At 70.7% G+C, this 19,883-nt stretch carries 14 protein-coding genes; 11 read left to right on the top strand and 3 right to left on the bottom strand.

The window, feature by feature from the left end:
* Nucleotides 1–24: 24 nt before the first annotated feature.
* On the bottom strand, nt 25–600 hold the full coding sequence (locus BLU09_RS21355) for a GNAT family N-acetyltransferase (protein ID WP_090491371.1): 576 nt from the start codon (nt 598–600) through the stop codon (nt 25–27).
* Between the two features lie 94 nt (nt 601–694).
* On the bottom strand, nt 695–2,839 hold the full coding sequence (locus tag BLU09_RS21360; RefSeq protein WP_090491372.1) for a M13 family metallopeptidase: 2,145 nt from the start codon (nt 2,837–2,839) through the stop codon (nt 695–697).
* Nucleotides 2,840–3,084: 245 nt separating this feature from the next.
* Between BLU09_RS21360 and BLU09_RS21365 the strand changes: the two genes are divergently transcribed.
* From BLU09_RS21365 to BLU09_RS21380, 4 genes are all read left to right on the top strand, one after another.
* Nucleotides 3,085–3,690, top strand: a complete 606-nt coding sequence (locus tag BLU09_RS21365) for a DUF4136 domain-containing protein (RefSeq protein WP_090491373.1) — start codon at nt 3,085–3,087, stop codon at nt 3,688–3,690.
* Between the two features lie 102 nt (nt 3,691–3,792).
* The gene (locus BLU09_RS21370; protein ID WP_090491374.1) at nt 3,793–4,785 is read left to right on the top strand and encodes an aromatic ring-hydroxylating oxygenase subunit alpha; all 993 of its coding nucleotides are present in this window, start codon (nt 3,793–3,795) and stop codon (nt 4,783–4,785) included.
* 17 nt (nt 4,786–4,802) lie between these two features.
* Nucleotides 4,803–5,453: a TetR/AcrR family transcriptional regulator gene (locus BLU09_RS21375; protein ID WP_090491375.1), complete on the top strand. Its 651-nt coding sequence runs from the start codon at nt 4,803–4,805 to the stop codon at nt 5,451–5,453.
* Nucleotides 5,454–5,609: 156 nt separating this feature from the next.
* Nucleotides 5,610–6,824, top strand: a complete 1,215-nt coding sequence (locus tag BLU09_RS21380) for an MFS transporter (RefSeq protein ID WP_090491376.1) — start codon at nt 5,610–5,612, stop codon at nt 6,822–6,824.
* A 12-nt stretch (nt 6,825–6,836) separates the two neighbouring features.
* On the opposite strand, the gene BLU09_RS21385 is transcribed toward BLU09_RS21380, so the two are convergent.
* Nucleotides 6,837–8,195 (bottom strand): hypothetical protein, encoded by a 1,359-nt coding sequence (locus BLU09_RS21385; protein ID WP_244171918.1) that lies wholly within the window; start codon nt 8,193–8,195, stop codon nt 6,837–6,839.
* Nucleotides 8,196–8,549: 354 nt separating this feature from the next.
* Here BLU09_RS21385 and opgC point away from each other — a divergent pair, with 354 nt between their 5' ends.
* From opgC to uvrA, 7 genes are all read left to right on the top strand, one after another.
* Entirely contained in the window at nt 8,550–9,662 is a 1,113-nt protein-coding gene (gene opgC, locus BLU09_RS21390; RefSeq protein ID WP_244171919.1) for an OpgC domain-containing protein, read from the top strand.
* Nucleotides 9,663–9,730: 68 nt separating this feature from the next.
* Nucleotides 9,731–10,939: a TolC family protein gene (locus BLU09_RS21395; protein WP_244171920.1), complete on the top strand. Its 1,209-nt coding sequence runs from the start codon at nt 9,731–9,733 to the stop codon at nt 10,937–10,939.
* Nucleotides 10,936–12,045, top strand: a complete 1,110-nt coding sequence (locus tag BLU09_RS21400) for an efflux RND transporter periplasmic adaptor subunit (protein ID WP_090491380.1) — start codon at nt 10,936–10,938, stop codon at nt 12,043–12,045. The genes BLU09_RS21395 and BLU09_RS21400 overlap by 4 nt, the downstream gene beginning before the upstream one ends.
* Nucleotides 12,042–15,131 (top strand): efflux RND transporter permease subunit, encoded by a 3,090-nt coding sequence (locus BLU09_RS21405; protein ID WP_090491381.1) that lies wholly within the window; start codon nt 12,042–12,044, stop codon nt 15,129–15,131. Before BLU09_RS21400 ends, BLU09_RS21405 begins: the two co-directional genes overlap by 4 nt.
* A 22-nt stretch (nt 15,132–15,153) precedes the next feature.
* The gene (locus BLU09_RS21410) at nt 15,154–15,834 is read left to right on the top strand and encodes a response regulator transcription factor (RefSeq protein WP_011553483.1); all 681 of its coding nucleotides are present in this window, start codon (nt 15,154–15,156) and stop codon (nt 15,832–15,834) included.
* A complete protein-coding gene (locus BLU09_RS21415) occupies nt 15,831–17,189 on the top strand; it encodes a sensor histidine kinase (protein ID WP_090491383.1) in 1,359 nt (452 codons plus the stop codon). The genes BLU09_RS21410 and BLU09_RS21415 overlap by 4 nt, the downstream gene beginning before the upstream one ends.
* Before the next feature lie 117 nt (nt 17,190–17,306).
* A complete protein-coding gene (uvrA, locus tag BLU09_RS21420; protein WP_090491384.1) occupies nt 17,307–19,859 on the top strand; it encodes an excinuclease ABC subunit UvrA in 2,553 nt (850 codons plus the stop codon).
* Nucleotides 19,860–19,883 lie beyond the last annotated feature (24 nt).

Here is a 19,883-nt window from a genome sequence, read left to right on the forward strand (position 1 = left end):
CCCTGCTTTGGAGCAACGCGGCGCCTACCTCCGCCGAGCACGCCACTCATCGCGGCTCTGCCCCCAGCGGTCGACGCGGAGTGTGTCGTGCGGCGGTGGCAGGTGTGCTTGTCCCAGCACGCGCGACCCCAGCCGGAGCGCGACCTGCTGGGACGGGGTGTTCTCCGGCACGATGCAGTGGATGACGTCGGTCCAGCCGAGGTGGTCGAAGGCCCAGTCCATGGTCGCCGCCGTCGCCTCCGTGGCGTAGCCCCGGCCCCAGTGCTCGCGGAGCAGGCCCCAGCCAATCTCCGTTCCAGGCCAGCCCTCCGGCTTCCACGGGCCCACTCGACCCACCCACGCGCCCGTGGACTTCTCCAGCACGGAGAACATCGCGAAGCCCTGGAGCGACCACGAGCCCGCCATCACACACAGGGTGCGCCACGCCATCGAGCGCGGCTGGACCCCTCCGATGAAACGCGCCGACTCCGGGTCGGCCGACAGCGCCGCGAAGCCATCCAGGTCCTCGGCTCGGGGAGGCCGGAGGATGAGACGCTGTGTTTCGAGCACGGGGCCATTGCTTGCCAGGAGCGACATTTCAAACGCCTTCATGTGTGGCATTGAATTCGAACCGCCAGGCGGCCGCGAATGAGACCGCCTGGCGGGGGTGAGGGCATCTCAGTCCTTCTCCCCAGGAGATGTCGTCAAATGACGTCTACCAGATGCGGACGCGCTGCTCGGGAGACAGGAACAGCGTCTGCCCGGGCTGGACATCGAACGCGCCATACCAGGCATCGAGGTTGCGCACGGTGGCGGTGCGGTACGGGCCCGGCGCGTGGCCGTCCGTCATGATGATGCGGCGCAGGTACGGCTCGCGGTACTTGGCGCGCCACACCTGACCGAAGCCGAGGAAGAAGCGCTGGTCACCCGTGTAGCCGTCGATGACAGGCGCGGGCTTTCCGCCCAGGGAGAGCTGGTAGGCGTCATAGGACACCGCCACCCCCGCCATGTCCGCGATGTTCTCGCCCAGCGTCAGCTCGCCATTCACAGACAGGTCCGGCAGCGGGCGGTATTCGTTGTACTGGGCCGCCAGGGCCTTCCCCGCGGCCTGGAACTTCGCTTCGTCCTCCTTCGTCCACCAGTTCTCCAGCTTGCCGCGCGCGTCGAACTTGGCGCCCACGTCGTCGAAGCTGTGGACGATTTCGTGACCGATGACCGCGCCGATGCCGCCGTAGTTGACGGCCGGGTCCGCGTTCGCGTCGAAGAAGGGCGGCTGCAGGATGGCGGCCGGGAAGATGATGGAGTTCTGCTGCGGTGAGTTCAGCGCGTTCACCAGCTGCGGGACCATGTACCACTCCTTCCGGTCCACGGGCTGGCCCAGCTTGGCGACGTTGCGCTGGTACTCGAAGCGGACGGCGCGCTCGGCGTTGCCGTAGGCGTCACCGGCCACGATGTCGAGCCCCGAGTAGTCACGCCACTTCTCCGGGTGGCCGATGCTTGCCTGGAGCGTGCCCACCTTCTCCTTGGCGCGGGTCCGCGTCTCGGGCGACATCCACGTCAGCGCGTCGATGCGCTTCTCGAACGCGGTGATGATGTTGCGGACCATGGCCTCCGCTTCCGCCTTCACCTCCGGCGGGAAGTACTTCGCGACGTAAAGCTTGCCCACCGCCTCGCCCATGGAGAGGTTGGTGGCGTCCACGCCACGCTTCCAGCGCTCCTTCTGGGCGGGCGTTCCGCTCAGCGTCTTGCCGTTGAAGGCGAAGCTCTCGTCAACGAAGGCCTTGGGCAGGTACGGGGCCGCGCGGGCCACCGCGTGGAAGGCCAGGTAGTCCTTCCACGCCTGCAGGGGCTCGCTCTGGGCGAGCTTCGACAGGGCCGTCAGCGCGCTCGGCTGCCAGACGATGACCTGCTCCTGCGTGCCCAGGCCCGCGGCGTCGAAGAACTCCTTCCAGGCGAGGCCGGGCGCGCGCTTCCCGAACTCCGCGCGCGGCCAGGGGTTGTTCGCCTTGGAGATGTCCCGCGTGTCGACCTGCGACACGTGCGCCTGGGCCATCTTCCGCTCCAGGGCGAAGACGCGGCCCGCGCGGGTCTCCACGTCGTCGAAGCCGGCCAGCTTCAGCATGGCCGCGATGTGCGCCTGGTAGCTCTTGCGCAGCTCCGTGAAGCGCGGGTTGTCGACCAGGTAGTAGTCCCGGTCGGGCAGCCACAGGCCGCCTTGCAGCAGGTAGGGGGCGTAACGCGATGGCTCGTTCAGGTCCTCGGCCACCCAGAGGCCGAAGAGACGGTCCGTGGTGACGTCGCCCATGTTGAGCGCGTCCACGTCCGCGCGGAGGGTGGCGCCCAGCACCGTGGCCAGTTGCTTGCGCTGCCCGATGGCGGCGATGCGCTCCAGCTCCGGCTTGAGCGGCGCCACGCCCTTGGCCTCGATGGCCGCCTCATCCATGAAGCTGGCGAAGATGTCGCCCACCTTCCGGGCTTCGCTGCCCTCGGGGGCCTGGCGCTGCGCCTCGATGAGCTCGCGGTTGCGCTGGTCCGCCTGCTCCGCCAGCGTGGTGAACATGTTGTAGCTGGAGCGGTCCGGCGGAATCTCTGTCCGCTTCACCCAGGTGCCGTTGGCGAAGCCGTAGAAGTCGTTGCCCGGCACGATGTCGCGGTCCATGCCCGGGGTGTCGAAGCCGAAGGTCCCATACGTGGGCTTCGGCTTGGACGCGGGCGCCTCGGCGGGCGCCGTGGCGACAGGCGCGGGCGGTTCTGCTTTCTCCGCGGAGGTGGAAGACGCGCAGGAGGTGAGCAGCGCAGTGGTGCACGCGGAGACCAGCACATGCCTGGCGCCGGGGAAACGTCGATGGGGATGTGTCAAGGATTGCTCCTGAAACAGAGGGCTGCGAGCCGAAAACCGGGGATATAGACGGTCTGGCGTGCGAAGGCGCGGACCGAACAACGGATTCGGCGGTTTCATCCCGAGCGGGCGGACCTTTCGCCCGGACCGGCTCCGCCACAGCCGCCGAACGGCCGGGCCGTACCCGAGGGGCGTGTGACGGACGCCTAGGTTTGCAGGGAGCCGGGGCCGCGATGTGTCCGCGCCCCGACATCCAGGAGGCTCCCATGCGGCTGTTGTTCCGAATCACCCCCGTGCTGTTGGGGCTGGCGCTGGCGGCCTGCTCGGGCATCCGCGTCAATACCAACTATGACCCCACGGCCGTCGAGCGCATCGAAGACTTCCGCCGGTACGCCTGGCTGCCGCAGCCCCAGGGCAAGGACGCCCGCGTCTACAACGACATCATCGACGTGCGCGTGCGCATGGCGGTGGACCAGGAGCTGAAGGCTCGTGGCTACCAGAGGGTGGACATGAGCGAGGACCCGGACTTTCTCGTGGGGTGGCAGGGCGCCATCGACACCAAGGTGTCTGTCGACACGGTGGACTCCTTCTATGGCTACCCCTGGGGCCCATACTGGAGCCCCTGGAGTTCCTTCTACGGACCCTACGGCTATCCGTACGGCATGGGGGGCCCGCGCACCTATGTCCGCGAATACGACGTGGGCACGCTCATCCTCGACGGCGTGGATGCCCGGGAGCAGCGGCTGGTCTGGCGCGGCACGGCCCAGGCGGAGCTCCACCGCAACCTGTCGCCCGATGCACTCCAGAAGAAGATCAACGACGCCGTGCACAAGCTGCTGTCGCGCTTCCCGCCCCGCCCGGAAGCGTCCTGAGCCGGCCAGGCAGCCACGCCCACGCGTTTTCGGTTGCGAGCCCCCATGTCGGCCGTCAGTATTAGACCAGTGGTCCAACCATCGGTCTAGGCTGGGTGTTCGATGAACGAGGCGACAGGCTCGAAGCACGCCGAGCAGTGGGCGGCGCATTGGTACGCGGTGGCGCGGTCACCGGCGCTCGGGACGGGACGGCCCTTGGGAATCCAGCGCCTGGGGCGGCGGCTCGTGCTCTGGCGGGACGCCGCGGGCGAGGCCCACTGCGCGGATGCGGCCTGTCCTCACCGGGGCGCGGACCTCGGGCTCGGACGCGTGCGGCAGGGGGCGCTCGAATGCCCCTACCACGGCTTCCGTTACGAGGGTGGCGGCGCCTGTCTGGCCATGCCCTGTGAGGGGCGTGACGCGAAGCCCTCGCGAGGCCTCGCGCTGCGCATGCATCCGGTGCGAGAGGCGCATGGGTTCATCTGGGCGTGGCTGGGGGGCAGGGTGCCCGCGTCCCTTCCTCCGCTGCCCTGGCTCGCAGACGCGCCGGAGCCTGATTCGAGCAGCGCCGCGGTGGAGGAGGTCTGGAACGCACGCTTCACCCGGGTCATGGAGGGGATGATGGACCTCCATCACTTTCCCTTCGCGCACCGGCGTTACGTCCCGCCGGGCTACACGCGGTTGGACCCCTATGAGGTCCACGTGGACGCGGGGGCCATTCGCACCGTCGGCTGGCTGCGCAAGGAGACACGTCCGCCTGGGACGGGGTTCCGTTTCGCCATCGACGTGGGCTACCCGGGCGTCATTCACCTGCGCTTCACGCCCCGGCTGGTCGCCGCCGTCGTCTGCACGCCCGTGGATGCCGAGCACACGTGGATCGCGGCGCGCTTCCGCCAGCAATACGTCCGGCTGCCGGGGCTCCGGTGGCTCGCTGCCCGGCTGGCGATTGCGTTCGAGTTCCGCTTCATCCAGCCGGACGACTACCGGATGGTCCGCTCCAGCCTGCCTCGCTCCGGTGCGCTGACCCACGGCACGCTCATCCGGGCGGACCGTGCCATCGTCGCGTGGCATCAACTGCATCGCGCGGCGCTCGGCGACACTCCTGGCGCATCCTGATAGAAGCGCTGCGTCCAATGCCCCGTCCCCGCGCCAGCAGGCTCGACCCCGAGCGCAGACAGACACTCCTCGCCGTGGCCGCGGAGGAGTTCGCGGAGCACGGCTTCGATGGGGCCTCCTACAACCGCATCCTGGAGCGCGCGGGCTTCTCGAAGGGCGTCGCGTACTACTACTTCGAGGGCAAGGACGACCTTTATGCCGCCGTGCTGGCCCTCACGTTGGACACGCTCGCGCAGCGATTCGGGGCCTGGCAGCGTCCCGCGGACGCGGACGGCTTCTGGCGCACCCTGCGTGAGCGGTACTTCGCGCTGACGACGCACATCGTGAACGACGAGCGCTCGGCCCGGCTTCTCCGGAGCATGTCGCAAGCGCGCACCCATCCGAAGCTCCAGGAGGCGTGGCTGCGCTTCGAAGGGCCGCTGGTGGGGTGGTTCCAACGCGTCCTGGCGGACGGGCGCGCGCTGGGCGCGGTGCGTGGCGATGTGCCGGAGTCCCTGCTGCTGGCATCCCTCATGGGCATCGGACAGGCCACGGATGGGTGGCTGCTCGAACAGTGGGCGCACAGCGGCGTGCCGGCGCTCCAGCGCGGGGCGGAGCAGGTGTTCTCCCTCTTCGAGGACCTGCTGGTCCCCAGGCCCGTGGGCCCGCCTCCCGCGAAGCGGCGCTGAGGCGGACCCTGGCGGGCAGGGCGTCTTGATAGGCGCAGGCCCGGTTCGCGCAGGCCCCCCTGGACGCCGCGGCAGGGCCGGATGCGAAACCTGTTTCCCTGGCGGGCGGGGCCGTCAATCATCTGGCGCATGCCCCCGCCATCATGGACTTCTCCCGTGCCCCGGAACGTGCAGCGACGGGTACGGGCGCTCGTCTTCGTCACGGTGTTCCTGGACCTGGTCGGCTTCGGCCTCATCATCCCGTTGCTGCCGTTCTACGTGGAGTCCATGGGCGGGACGGCCACGACGGCGGGTGTGCTGCTGGCGTTGTTCTCCCTCGCACAACTCGTCGCCTCGCCGGTGCTGGGGCGGCTGTCGGACCGGGTGGGGCGCCGCCCCGTCATCCTGCTGAGCCTGCTGGGCAACGCGATCTCCATGGCCCTGTTCGCGTACTCCACCCACGTCCAATGGCTGCCGTGGTTGTTCGCGTCGCGGCTGCTCGCGGGCGCCACCGCGGGCAACCTGGCGGCGTGTCAGGCGGCGGTGGCGGACGTCACGGACGAGCGAGGGCGGGCCGCGGGCATGGGGCTCGTCGGCGCGGGCATTGGCCTGGGCATGGTGCTGGGGCCCGTCATCGGCAGCTTCCTCCATGTGCATGGCGCCTGGGCGCCACCGCTGGCGGGCGCGGTGATGGCGGCGGCGGCGATGCTCGGCGTGCTCTTCTTCTTTCCGGAGACACACCGCCCGCGGGCGGAGCGGCACGAGGCGCCAGGCCGTCCCCGGGTCCGGCTGTCCGACGTCCTGGCCCGGCCCGGGCTGGGCGCGGTGCTGGCGTTGACGTTCCTGGTGTTCATCGGGATGACGAACCTCCAGGTGTCGCTGGGGCTGCTGGCCCAGGCGCGCTTCGGCTGGGGCGAACAGGAGATCGGGCGGCTCTTCGCGTTGATGGGCCTGGTCACCTTCGTGCTTCAGGCCTTCGTCATCGGCTGGCTGACGCGCCGGGTCCGGGACACGACATTGGTGCTGGTGGGCGCCGCGTGCATGGGGGCCGGGCTCACGTGCATCGCCGCCGCGGGCCACGGTGCCATGTTGGTGCTGGCCATGGTGCTGGTGGGCTCGGGGACGGGCTTGTTGCAGCCGCTGATGGCCAGCCTGGCCTCCGGGTTCGCGGGGAGCGAGTTGCGCGGCGGAGTGCTGGGCGTGGTGCAGTCGGCGGGCGGGCTCGCGCGCGTGGTGGGGCCGGTGTGGAGCGGCTTCCTCTACTCGCGGCTGGGGCCTGGTGCGCCCTTCACCAGTGGGGCGGTGGCGGCGGGCGTCGCGCTGTTGGTGGGAGCTTCGCTCCTGCGGCGGCGCGTTCCGGACGCGCCGCCGCAGTCGAGCTTGAAGGTCTGAGCGCGGGGCCGCTTACAGGCAGTAGCGCGCGAACGTCGGGCTGCTGCACAGGCTCTGGAAGGCCGTCAGGTTGCAGGTGTCGGCGCCGGGACCGACGTTGCACGGATTGCCATGCGGGCTGCCGTAGTCGCTGCAGGTGAACTCGACGCGTTCGCCGAACAGGTAGGTGACGGCCACGGTGTTGTTCGCGTACTGGCCGTTGACGACGCAGCGGTCCAGGTCGCCCGAGTGGTCCACGGTGTAGACGCCGTGGGACAGGAAGCCGGGGCACTCCACCGTGCAACTCGTCGGCGACTCCGGCGGGCGGAAGCCATACATGAAGGTGTTCGGCTGGCCGGTGGTCGCGCCGAACGTCCCCGCGGGCGCGCCGGTGGGGCTCAGCGGGTCTCCGGTGCCGTTCCAATTTCCCTTGGCCAGCGAGTACGTGCTCGCGCCCACGGCGGACAGGGCGTTGAGCGCGTCAGCCTGGTTGCCCGCGGCGCCGTAGAACGTCCGGAAGGAGCGGACCTGTCCGACGGCGAGCGAGCCCAGCCGGAAGTCGAGCTGCGCGCCCAGGTCACCCGGGCCCACGTTGGTGAAGTCACCCGTGCCGCCCATGAGCGAGTAGTTGATGGCCAGCGGGTCCAGTGACACGAAGTTGTTGTCGACCGCGCTCACCACCCAGGGGTTGCCCGCAGTGCCCGCGACGGTGACGTATTCGGAGAAGGTGTTGGGCAGGATGTCGTAGTCGATGCCGCGCGTGTAGCGCAGGTCGGAGATGAAGGCCGTGCCGATGTTCTCGATGAGGACGTCCACCTGGTACAGATGGTTCGTCACCGGCGACGGCGTGTAGATGTGCGTCACCCGGAACGTGTTCCCCACGCGCACCACCGACATGGTGGAGATGGGCGATGGCGCGTTGATCTCCACCGTGAGGTTGGAGGACGCGCCGCAGTCCGCGGAGCTGTAGCCGGAGATGCCCAGGTCGGCGCTCGCGACGCCCCAGCCCTCACACGCGCTCCCGGGCGCGGCGGCCTCGCCGTTGGTGGGCAGGTAGCGCAAGCCAATCGTGCGGGTGCCGAAGGTGCCGCTGGAGACCGTGTTGGTGGGGCAGGGGAGGTTCAGGTGCCCCGCGGGCGCGACGCCGAGCCGGACGACGCCGTGGTCGATCATCCCGGGACAGTCGGGCAGGGGCGGGGGGAGGAAGTGGGGCTCGGACGCGAGGAGGCGCTCCGCGCGCAACAGGGCCCTCGCGTTCTGGGGATGGATCCGTGCCTTCGCGTCGGTGGGGGCAAGCTCCTCCGCGCCGGAGGCCATCGCCTGGCCGCTCCAGGACAGGGCGCAGAGGAGTGCCGCGTGCAGAAAGCGCTGGGGATTCTTCGATGTGAGCATCCAGGTTCTCCTGTACCCGGCGAGACCGGGCAGTGAGAGGGCCATGACCGGCCCGCCGTGCAGCCGCGGGGCCTGACCTGGATGCGCTGCCACTGGCGGCGGCGCCCGGTGGGCCCGAGGCGTCCGCAGCCTAGCCAGTTACGGAGCGTACGTGTGCGTTGTGCTCGCTGTGACACAGACTGCGTGTAGGGGGACGGCGATGTGGCCGTGGGGATTCCTTGGAGGGGGGAACCCTGCGTGTGGGCGCTGGGCCCGCTCTGTCGGAATGGGTTATGGACAGTGTGGAATCCTCCATTGAGGGCATCCTCAACGGCCCACCTGACCCGAGAACCCTTCAAGCCGACCTTCGTCCACATGAATCGCAGACCCGAGCTCGACATCCTGCGCGGAATCCTGCTCGTGTTGATGACGCTGACGCACCTGCCGACGCGACTGAACACGTTCAGCAACCAGCCATTCGGATTCGTCTCCGCGGCCGAGGGTTTCGTCTTCCTGTCCGCTTTTCTCGTGGGCGTGGTGTACGCCAACAAGATTGAAGCGGCGGATCCGAACGTGCTGTGGCGCAGCCTCTGGCAGCGGGCGCTCAAGGTCTACGGCTACCACGTGGCGCTGCTGGCCTTCGCGTTCGCGGTCATCGGGACGTTGGGCATGGCGACGCACCGTCCCGCCATCCACAACCTGCTGGGCTTCTTCCACGAGGACCCGTTCACCGCGCTGTGGAGCAGCTTGTTCCTGCTCTACTGTCCACCGCTGCTCGACATCCTCCCGCTCTACGTCGTCCTGCTGTTGCTGACACCCTTCATCCTGCTGGGAGCGCGCAAGGCGGGGTGGACGCGCATCCTGTGTCTGAGCGGGTTGGTGTGGTTGTCGGCGCAGCTGGGCTTGAAGCGCGCGCTCTACGATTTGCTGGTGTTCATCCCGGTGCTGCCGTGGCCGCCGCTGCGCATCGAGCTGTCGGGGGCCTTCGACTTCTTCGCCTGGCAGTTCCTGTGGGTGCTGGGCGTGTGGCTGGGCGTGGGCCGTGCCACGGCGCCGGAGAAGCGCGAGGTCGTCTCGCCCGTACTGCTCAGCGGGGCGCTGGTGGTGAGCGTGGCGTTGCTGCTGATGCGCTACCAGGTGGGCATCTTCAGCATCGACCTGGACCTGTATGGCGCACTCGTCGACAAGTGGACCCTGGCGCCCGTGCGGCTGGTGAACTTCCTGGCCGTGGCGCTGCTGGCGAGCTGGCTGAGCCCCAAGGTGTTCCGCTGGCTGCGCCCCCGCGTGCTGGAGGCGCTGGGTCGTGCGTCCCTGCCCGTGTTCTCCGTGCACCTGGTGCTGTGCCTGCTCAGTCTGGCGCTGCTCAATGAGAACGAGGACCCGCTGGCCGACTGGGAAGAGGTCTTCGTGCTGGTGGCCACGTTCACCGTGATGCTGCTGGTGGCGTGCAGACAGGCGGCGGCGCTGCGCAACAGTCAGACCCCATAGGGCTTCTCTGAGAATTCTCTCAGGATGCCCTCAAGCGGCATGCGCGCGCCCTCCTTAGGGTGCGCGGCATGTGGGTCCTTCTCGTCACACTCCTCGCCGCGGCGCCGGCGCGAGAGTCCCCTCCACTCACCTTCGCCGAGTCCCAGGCGCTGGCCGCGAAAGCCGCGCTGCCCGCGAGCCTGGCACGCGCCGTGGAAACGCGGCGGGCGTGGGACGCGCGGTTGCCGTGGCTCGCCGCCAACCCCACGCTCAGCGTGATGCCGGGGCGGCGCGCCCAGCCCGAGGGTCCAGGCTTCGAGCTGACGGTGTCGGTGGAGCAACCGCTTTTCCTGTCGAACCTTGCGGGGGCCCAGCGCGACGCGGCGAGCGCGGAGACCCGGGCGCTGGAGCGGGAAGCCGTGGCCGCGCTGCTGAACCGTCGGCTGGAGGTGGCGCGGGCGTGGCTGACGCTCTGGTCGGCCCAGCAGGCCGCGGCGACGGCCGAGCAGGAAGCGACGTTGGCGGGTGCGCTGCGCACCTCCGTCGCGGATGCGCTGGCGCTCGGCGGCGCCACCCGGTTGGAGCTGGCCGAAGCGGAAGGGTTCGAGGCCGAGGCTCAGTTGGCGCTCCTGGCTCGCGAGGCGGAGGTGACCCACGCGCGGCTGTCGTTGGCGGCACTGGTGGGCCGTCAGCCCGATGCGCACCTGGTGGTCGCGGAGGCCCTGCCGGAAGTTGCATTGCCGCCGCCTTCCGAAGAAGCGCGGTGGCTGGCGCGCGCCTCCGAGCTTCCAGAGGCGGAGGCCCGGCGCCTGCTGGGGGTGGCGGAGCGGGCCCGCGCGGCGGAGGTCCGGGCCGCGCGGGGCTGGCAGGTGACGGTGGGCGCGCAGGGCGTGCGTGAGTACTACGGCGGGCTCAGTGGCCTGCTGATGGTGGGCGTGACGCCGCCGATGTTCGACACGGGGCAGCGCGAGCGTGGCGCGCTCCTCGCCGCCGCTGAACGTCTGGAGGGCGAGGCCCAGGAAGCCGCGCTGCGCGCCGCCGCGGAGCTGGCCCTGGCGTTCCGTGAGCGCGAGCACACCGCGGCGCAGCTCTCCGTCGTCGAGAAGTCCCTGGCGCCCAAGGCCGAAGAGGCCGCGCGGCTGGCCGACGTGTTGCTGCGCGCGGGCCAGAGCACGCTGCCTGACGTCCTGCGCGCCCGCCGCGCCCGGGCCGCCGCCAACATCCGGCTCGCGCTCGCCCGCGGCGAAGCCTCGCTCGCCGCCGCGCGGCTCCACCTCCTGCTCTCCGCCCTGCCATGACGCCCTTCGTCCGTCGTTTCGTCGCTGTGCCGATGCTCGTCCTGTCCGGGGCGTGCACGTCCGGTTCCTCCACCGCGGAGGTTCCTCCACCGCCGCCCCCCGCGCGCGCCTCCGCGGCTTCGGCGTGGGTGCCCGTGCGCGCGGCGTCTCGCGTGGCCCTGGCGGAGGCCCCCGCGCTGGTGCTGTCCAGCCCGGACGCCGTCGCCGCGCTCTCCGCGCCGTTCCGCGCCCGAGTGCAGCAGGTGCGCGCGCGGCCGGGTCAGCAGGTCAAGGCGGGAGACCCGCTGGTGGAGGTGTTGATGCCGGAGGTGGTGGAGGCGGCGGGGGCCGCCAGCGCCGCCTCGCTGCGACTGGAGGCCTATTCGCGGCAGGTGGAACGCCTGGAGGCGCTTCATGCCCAGGGCCTGGCGAAGCTGCCCGACCTGGCCGATGCCCAGACGCAACAGGCCGAGGCCCGCGCCGCCCTGGTCGCGGCGCACGCGGTGTTGCGCGTAGCGGGCATCGCTCCCGGGGAAGCCCGGGGCGTGGCGGAGCGCGGCACCGTCTGGCTCAAGAGCCCCATCGGAGGAATCGTCACCGAGGTGCGCGCGGTGCTGGGGGAGACGCAGCCCGAGGCCAGCGCCGCCTTGGTGCGGGTGGCCGCCGACGGTCCCGCGCGCCTGGAGGCCCGGCTGTCCGTGCGTCCTCCCGAGGGCGCCAGCTTCGCCTTCGTGTCCTCCCAGGGCATCGCTGTTCCGGTGCGGTGGGTGGGCCAGTCCCCGGTCGTGGACGCCGCGGATGGAACGTGGCGCGCGTGGTTCGAGCCAGAGGACTCCGCCGCCGTGCTGCGCGCGGGGCAGGGCGGCCGGTTGCGCATCCAGGCCGCGGCGGGCGAGGACACGGTGCTGGTCCCCGCGCGCGCCCTGGCCTTCGACAGTGCGCGCACGGTCGTCTTCACGCGCGGCGGTGAGGGGCAGCCCGTGCGCCGGGAGGTGGAGGTGCTGGCCACCTCCGGCGCGGAGGCCTTGGTGAAAGGGCCGCTGTCTGCCCGGGACGCGGTGGCCGCTGACGGCGCGGCGCTGCTGTTGGAGTCTCAGGCGGGTGCCGGCGATGAGGTGACGCCGTGATTGAAGCCCTCGTGCGCTGGTCGGTGCGTCACCGGGTCTGGGTCCTGGCCCTCACGGGCGTGCTCGCGCTGGCGGGCGTCGCGGTGTCGCTCCGCCTGGAACTGGACGCGATGCCGGACATCACCACCAACCAGGTGCTCGTTCTCACGCGTGCGCCCGGCCTGACGCCCGAGGAGGTGGAGCGGCTGGTGACGCGGCCGGTGGAGGTGGCCCTGGGCGGCATGCCCGGACTCGAGGAGCAGCGCAGCCTGTCCCGCTATGGCCTTTCCTCTGTCACCGCCGTGTTCGAGGACGGCGTGGACCCGTACCGGGCCCGGCAGCAGGTGCAGGAGCGCCTCAACGTGCTCGGCTCCACGCTGCCCCCGGGCGTGGACCCACCGGAGCTGGGGCCGCTCACCGGTGGGTTGGGCGAAGTCTTCCACTTCACGCTGTCCTCGCCGGAGCGCACGGGCGCGCAGTTGCTCGAGCTGACGCAGATTCGCGTGGCGCCCCGTCTGCGTACGGTGCCGGGCGTGGTGGAGGTCAACAGCTGGGGCGGCCACCAGCGCACGCTGGAGGTGCGCGCGGACGCCGTGCGGCTGGCCCAGCGGGGCGTGACGCTCGCGCAGTTGCGTGACGCGCTGGAGCGAGCCACCGGCAGCGCTCCGGGCGCGAGCCTTCCGGTCGGAGAGCGCCACGTCCTGATTCGCGCCGTGGCGCGGCCTCGGGCGCCGGCTGACCTGGCGGAGGCGTTGATTCCCCGGCCTGGGGCCATGGCCGTGCGCCTGGGCGACGTGGCCGAGGTCACCGAAGGCGCGCTGCCTCGCATTGGCAGCGCCACCTCCAATGGGCGCGGCGAGACGGTCTACGTCATGGTGCAGATGCTCCGGGATGCCAATGCGCTCGCCGTGACGGGCGCCATCTCCGACGCGCTCCCCGATGTGCGAGCGCTGCTGCCCGAGGACGTGCGGTTGGACGTCGTCTACGACCGTGCCACGTTGGTGCGCGGCACGGTGCGCACCGTGGGCAAGAACCTGCTGGAAGGAGGGCTGCTCGTCGTGGGCGTCCTCTTCCTGTTGCTCGGCAGCGTGCGCGCGGGCCTGCTCGTCGCCTCGGCCATTCCGTTGTCCATGCTGGGCGCGACCACCGCCATGGTGGCGCTGGACATCCCGGGCAACCTGATGAGCCTGGGAGCCATCGACTTCGGCCTGCTGGTGGATGGCGCGGTGGTGATGGTGGAGGGCCTGTTCCACCGGCTGGCGCATCTGTCGCCGGAGGAGAAGAAGCGGCCGCCCCGTGAGCACGTCGAGGAGACGGCCGTGTCCCTGGCCCGCCCCGTCTTCTTCTCCGTGCTCATCATCCTGCTCGTGTACCTGCCCATCCTGTCCCTGCGAGGCGTGGACGGGAAGATGTTCCGGCCCATGGCGATGACCGTCGTCTTCGCGCTGGCCACCGCGCTGCTGCTGTCGTTGACCTTCATCCCCGCCGCCGCGAGTTGGCTCATCCGCCCCGAGCACGTCCCCGCGCGTGAGCCACTGCTGGTCCGCTGGTTCGAGCGTCTCTACGCCCCGGCGTTGCGTCAGAGCGTGCGCAGGCGCGTGCCCGTGGCCGCCGTGGCCGTGTTCCTGTTGGCCGTGGGTGGGTGGATCTTCGCTCGCGCGGGCACGGAGTTCACGCCGCAGTTGGACGAAGGCGACATGGTGATTCAAACCACGCGTGTCCCTGACATCAGCCTGGACGCGGCGGTGAGCGAAGCGGGCCGGATGGAGCGAGTCCTGCTCGAAGCGATTCCGGAGGTGCGCCAGGTCGTCTCGCGCGTGGGCAGCCCCGCGGTGGCCACGGACATCATGGGCTTGGAGATGGCGGACGTCTTCGTGTCGTTGGCGCCGAGGGACGCGTGGCGGCCCGGGCTCACCCGTGAGTCGCTCATCGAGGAGATGGGGCAGGTGCTGGAAGCCCGTGTCCCAGGTGGAGACCCGGCCTTCACGCAGCCCATCCAGATGCGCTTCAACGAGCTGCTCGGGGGCGCGGTGACGGACGTGGCGCTCAGCATCTACGGCGAGGACCTGACCGAACTCGGGCTCCTGGCTCGCCGGGCCGCGGCGCTGCTGAGCCAGGAACCGGGTGCGGTGGACGTGCGTGTGCTCGCTCCGCCGGAGGTGCCGCTCTTCGAGGTGACGCCTCGCCCTCTCGATTCGGCCCGCGCGGGCCTGGGCGCGGTCGATGTGCTGGAGGCGGTGAGCGCGGTGCGCAGTGGCGTGGAGGTGGGCGCCACCTGGGATGGGGCGGTGCGCGTGCCCATCGTCCTGCGGTTGACGGGTGCGTCCGATGCCTTCTCCCTGGCCGAGCTGCCCCTCCCCACGGAGACGGGAGGCCTGGTGCCGCTCTCCCGCGTGGCGGACGTGCGGTTGACCTCCTCGCCCGGGCTGGTGAGCCGGGAAGGGGGCCAGCGCCGGCTGGTGGTGGGCTTCAACGTGCGAGGCGCGGACCTGGGGACGGTGGTGGAGCGGGCACGGAGCCGCGCGGAGCAGGCGCTTACTCCGCCTGATGGCTATCGGCTCGAGTGGGGCGGTCAGTACGAGACCTTGACGGAGGCACGGCAAAGGCTTTCGCTGGTGCTTCCCGCCGTGGCCCTCCTCATCTTCGCCGTGCTGCTGTTCGCCTTCCGCCGCATGCGTCCCGCTTTGGCCATCTTCGCCAACGTCCCCTTCGCGTGCGTGGGCGGGATGATGGCGCTGGCGGCTCGGGACCTGCCCGTGTCCATCTCCGCGGCGGTGGGCTTCATCGCGCTGTCCGGCATCGCGGTGCTCAACGGCGTCGTGCTGATGTCGCGCGAACAGCGGCTCGAAGCGGACGGCCATGCTCCCGGTGAGGCGGTGGTGATGGCGGCCCGCGAGCGGGCCCGGCCCGTGCTGATGACGGCGCTGGTGGCGGCGCTGGGCTTCATCCCGATGATGCTCGCTCGCGGGGTGGGCGCCGAGGTGCAGCGGCCCCTGGCCACGGTGGTGGTGGGTGGGCTCGTCACCTCCACGCTGCTGACCCTGGTCATCCTCCCCACACTCTACCCATGGTTCGCGGGTAGGACGCGCACGCAGGCGCGTGCATGATGAGGTGAAGGAGGCCGGTGCCGTGAGGCTGCTGCTGGTGGAAGACGAGGAGCGGATGGCGAACCTGCTCCGGCGGGGGCTCGGGGAAGAGGGCCACCTCGTGGACACCTGCCGCACGGCGGAGGACGCGCTCGACCAGGCAGGCGAGGTGGCCTACGACGCCATCATCCTCGACTGGGCCCTGCCCGGCATGGATGGCGTGGCGCTGCTTCGGCGCTGGCGCGAACGCGGCTTGATGACGCCGGTGCTGATGCTCACCGCCCGCGGCACGGTGGGGGAGCGGGTGACGGGCCTGCGCGCTGGCGCGGATGACTACCTGGTGAAGCCCTTTGCCTTCGAGGAACTGCTCGCGCGCCTGGAGGCACTGCACCGCCGCTCCGAGGGCCAGACGCAGTCCTGGGGCGGAGGGGCCATCCACATCGATGCCCGGCGGCGGATGTTGACGTGTGGCGACCGTGAGGTGGCCTTGACGGGCCGTGAGTTCGCCCTGCTGGGGGAATTGGCTTCGCGCGCGGGCGAAGTCCACACCCGCTCCAGCCTGCTGGCGAAGGTGTGGGGCCCCAGCTTCGATGGGCCTCCCAACATCGTGGACGTCTACGTGGGCTACGTGCGCACGAAGCTGACCGAGGTGGGCGCGGAAGGGGTGACCATCCAGGCGGTGCGTGGGGTGGGCTTCCGGTTGGTGATTGAGGGCGCTCGGTGAGGTTGGTCCGGCGGATGTGGCTGTGGGGCGCGGTGGTGCCCGTGGTGGCGGTGGTCGCCGCGCTGGGCGTGGCCGTCCAGGTGTTCCGCGTGGTGCTCGAGCGGACCCTGGACGAAGCCCTGCTGTCGCAAGCCGCGGCGGAGAGTGTGAGCCTCTTCGACGCTCCGGATGGGCGCCCGCATCTGCACGTGGAGCCCTCCCCGTTGGCGGGAGAGGTGCGTACCTTCGTCCCCGCGACCCGGCTCTATGGCCCGGATGGGACGCTGCTCTCCGTCTTCCCACCCGAGTCACCCACCGTCTACGAACGGGTGCTGCCCGAGGACGGGCCCACGTCGCGGCTGGAGACGCAGCGCCTGGGCACGGGCCTGCGGCTTCGCGTGCTGACGGTGCAGGTACGCTCTCCGAAGGGCGTGCCCCATGTCCTGCAGTTGGTGGCGTCCCTGGGGACGGTGGACCAGGCGGTGGGCACCTTCACCTCCGTCGCCACCGTGCTGGCGCTGCTCCTGGGCGGGGTGCTGATTGGCATCCAGGGCTGGCAGGCGAGGGGGCTGGCGCGACGGCTTCACGGCATCGCGGACCAGGTGGCCCGCTCGCGCGACGGAGGCATGGTGGCTCCCGTGCCCGTGGATGAGCCCCGGGACGAAATCATGGAGGTGCGCCTGGCGCTGACCGAGGCCGCGGTGCGCGTGCGCGCGGCGCGTGAAGCGCAAGAACGCCTCATCGCGCGCGCCGCGCACGAGCTGCGCACGCCACTGGCCCTCATGCGCACCGGCTTGGACCTGGCGCTGCGGCGCGAGCGTGGCGCGGAGGAGTTGCGCACCGTGCTGGAGGAGAACCGGCGCGAGGTGGACCGGCTGGCCAGCGTCGCCGGTGCGCTGCTGGAGCTGTCGGCGGCGGGCGGCGCCCTCGACTTGCAGCAGGGGGATTTGCGCGGGCTGCTCGACGAAGCCGCCGCGGGGGCATGGGCGGAGGCGGACCGGCGCGGTGTGTCGCTGCGCGTGGTGGGCCCCGACGAGGCCGACTGCCGGATGGATGCGATGGCCGTTCGTCGAGCGGTGGACAACCTGCTGGCCAACGCCCTCCGCTACGCGCCTCGTGGGTCCGAGGTGCGGCTGGAGCTGGCGCTCCGGGACGCGCATTGGGAAGTCGCTGTCCAGGACGAGGGGCGCGGCATCCCGGAGACGCACCGAGAGGACGTCTTCACGCCCTTCCACCGCCTGGAGCGGGACGCGGGGGGCGTGGGGCTGGGACTCAGTCTCGTGCGCGAGGTGGCGCGCGGCCATGGCGGCGACGCGCGCGTGGTGGAGAGCCCGGGCCCGGGCGCGCGGGTGCTGCTGACACTGCCTGGCCGGTGAGTCAGGGAGCGTTCGTCGAGCCCGGGACCGTGGCCCGTGTTCGCGCGTGTCTCCCACATCCGCCTCGGGTACAACGCCGCCGGATTTCATCCCTTCCGACAACTCAGCGTGGGGCCTATGGCCAGGGCTCGTCGTTCGAAGCAGCACCCAGATGCAACCGGTTCCGCCGAGCAGGGCTTCGTGGAGGTGCGCGGCGCCCGCCAGCACAACCTGAAGAACGTCGACGTCCGGATTCCGCGCGACGCGTTCGTCGTGTTCACCGGCGTGTCGGGCTCGGGCAAGTCGTCGCTGGCCTTCGGCACGCTCTACGCGGAAGCGCAGCGGCGGTACTTCGAATCCGTGGCCCCCTATGCGCGCCGTCTCATCGACCAGGCGGGTGTGCCGGAGGTCGACGCCATCGACGGGCTGCCCCCTGCCGTGGCGCTCCAGCAGCACCGGGGCGCGCCCACCACGCGTTCGTCCGTGGGGAGCGTGACGACGTTGGCGAACTCGTTGCGGCTGCTGTACTCGCGCGCGGGCACGTATCCACGCGGCCAGCCGCACCTGGATTCGGATGCCTTTTCGCCCAACACGCCCGCGGGCGCGTGCCCCAAGTGCCACGGGCTGGGCCGCATCTACGACGCCACCGAGAAGTCGATGGTGCCGGATGACGCGCTCACCATCCGGGAGCGGGCGATTGCCGCCTGGCCGCCCGCGTGGCACGGCCAGAACCTGCGCGACATCCTGGTGACGCTCGGCTACGACGTCGACCGGCCGTGGCGGGAGCTGCCGAAGAAGGACCGCGACTGGATTCTCTTCACGGACGAGCAGCCCACGGTGCCCGTCTACGCGGGCTTCACCCCGGCCGAGACGCAGCGGGCCCTCAAGCGCAAGGAGCCGCCCAGCTACATGGGCACCTTCACGGGCGCCCGGCGCTACGTGCTCCAGACCTTCGCCACCACGCAGAGCGCGCTGATGAAGCGGCGCGTCTCGCAGTACATGGTGAGCGGCGACTGCCCCGAATGTCACGGCAAGCGCCTGCGCCGCGAGTCCCTGTCCGTCACCTTCGCGGGGCTCGACATCGGCGAGCTGTCGCGTCTGCCGCTCAGTGAGCTCACGGACCTGCTCGCGCCCGTGGCGGATGGGACGGCCAAGGACGTGGCGGCGCTTGCCCGTGCCCATCCGGAGAAGGCGCTGGTGGCCCAGCGAATCGCCCACGACGTGTTGGCGCGCGTCAACGTCCTGACGGAGCTGGGCCTGGGCTACCTGTCGCTCGAGCGCGGCACGCCGACGCTGTCTCCTGGCGAGCTCCAGCGCTTGCGGCTGGCCACGCAGGTGCGCTCCAACCTGTTCGGCGTGGTGTACGTGCTCGATGAGCCGTCCGCTGGGCTGCACCCCGCGGACACCGCGGCGCTGCTGAAGGCCCTGGACCAGCTCAAGGGCTCAGGCAACTCGCTGTTCGTGGTGGAGCACGAGGTGGATGTCATCCGCCACGCGGACTGGATTGTCGACGTGGGGCCCGACGCGGGTGAGCAGGGCGGGCAGATTCTCTACAGCGGCCCGCTCGAGGGCCTGAAGGCGGTGAAGGCGTCCCGGACGCGGCGCTATCTCTTCGGCGACGCGGAGAAGCACCGCGGCACGCGGCGTTCGCCCAAGGGGTGGCTGCGCCTGCAGGGCGTGTCGCGCAACAACCTGAAGGAACTGGACGTCGACTTTCCGCTGGGCGTCCTCACCACGGTGACGGGCGTCTCCGGCTCGGGGAAGTCGAGCCTCGTGAGCCAGGTCCTGGTGGATCTGGTGGCCGGACACCTGGGCCACGCGGTGCCGGAGAACGAGGACGAGGGAGAGGCGCTGGAGCGCACGGTCATCCACACCACCGGCGGCAGGATTGCCTCCGGCATGGAGGGCATCAAGCGCCTGGTGCAGGTGGACCAGAAGCCCATTGGACGCACGCCGCGCTCCAACCTGGCGACGTACACGGGGCTGTTCGACAACGTCCGCAAACTCTTCGCCGCGACGCCCGCCGCACGCTCCCGGCGTTATGACGTGGGACGCTTCTCCTTCAACGTGGCCAAGGGCCGCTGCGAGACGTGCGAAGGCGAGGGCTTCGTCAGCGTGGAGCTGCTCTTCCTGCCCAGCGTCTACGCGCCGTGCCCCACGTGTCAGGGGGCTCGCTACAACGCCAAGACGCTGGAGATTCAGTACCGGGGCAAGAACATCGCCGAGGTGCTGGGCATGACGGTGGACGCGGCCCACGACTTCTTCAGCGAGGACCCGCTGGTGCAGCGGCCGCTCGCGGTCCTGCGGGAGGTGGGGTTGGGATACCTGCGGCTGGGGCAGCCCGCGACGGAGTTGTCCGGCGGCGAGGCCCAACGCATCAAGCTGGCCACGGAGCTTCAGCGGGCCCAGCGCGGCAGCTCGCTGTACGTGCTGGACGAACCCACCACGGGCCTGCACCCCTCCGACGTGGACACGCTGATGACGCAGCTGGAGGGGCTGGTGGCCTCCGGCAACACCGTCATCCTCGTCGAACACGACATGCGCGTGGTGGCCGCGAGCGACTGGGTCATCGACATGGGCCCGGGCGCTGGGGACAAGGGCGGGCGGGTGGTGGTGGCGGGCCCACCAGAGGACGTGGTGGGCCTGCCCTTCAGTCAGACCGCGCCCTTCCTGGAGGAGGCGCTGGGCTGAGCTTCCAGCGCCCGCCGGAGCCTC

The organism is Myxococcus virescens (genome assembly GCF_900101905.1).
Taxonomy (GTDB): Bacteria; Myxococcota; Myxococcia; order Myxococcales; family Myxococcaceae; genus Myxococcus; species Myxococcus virescens.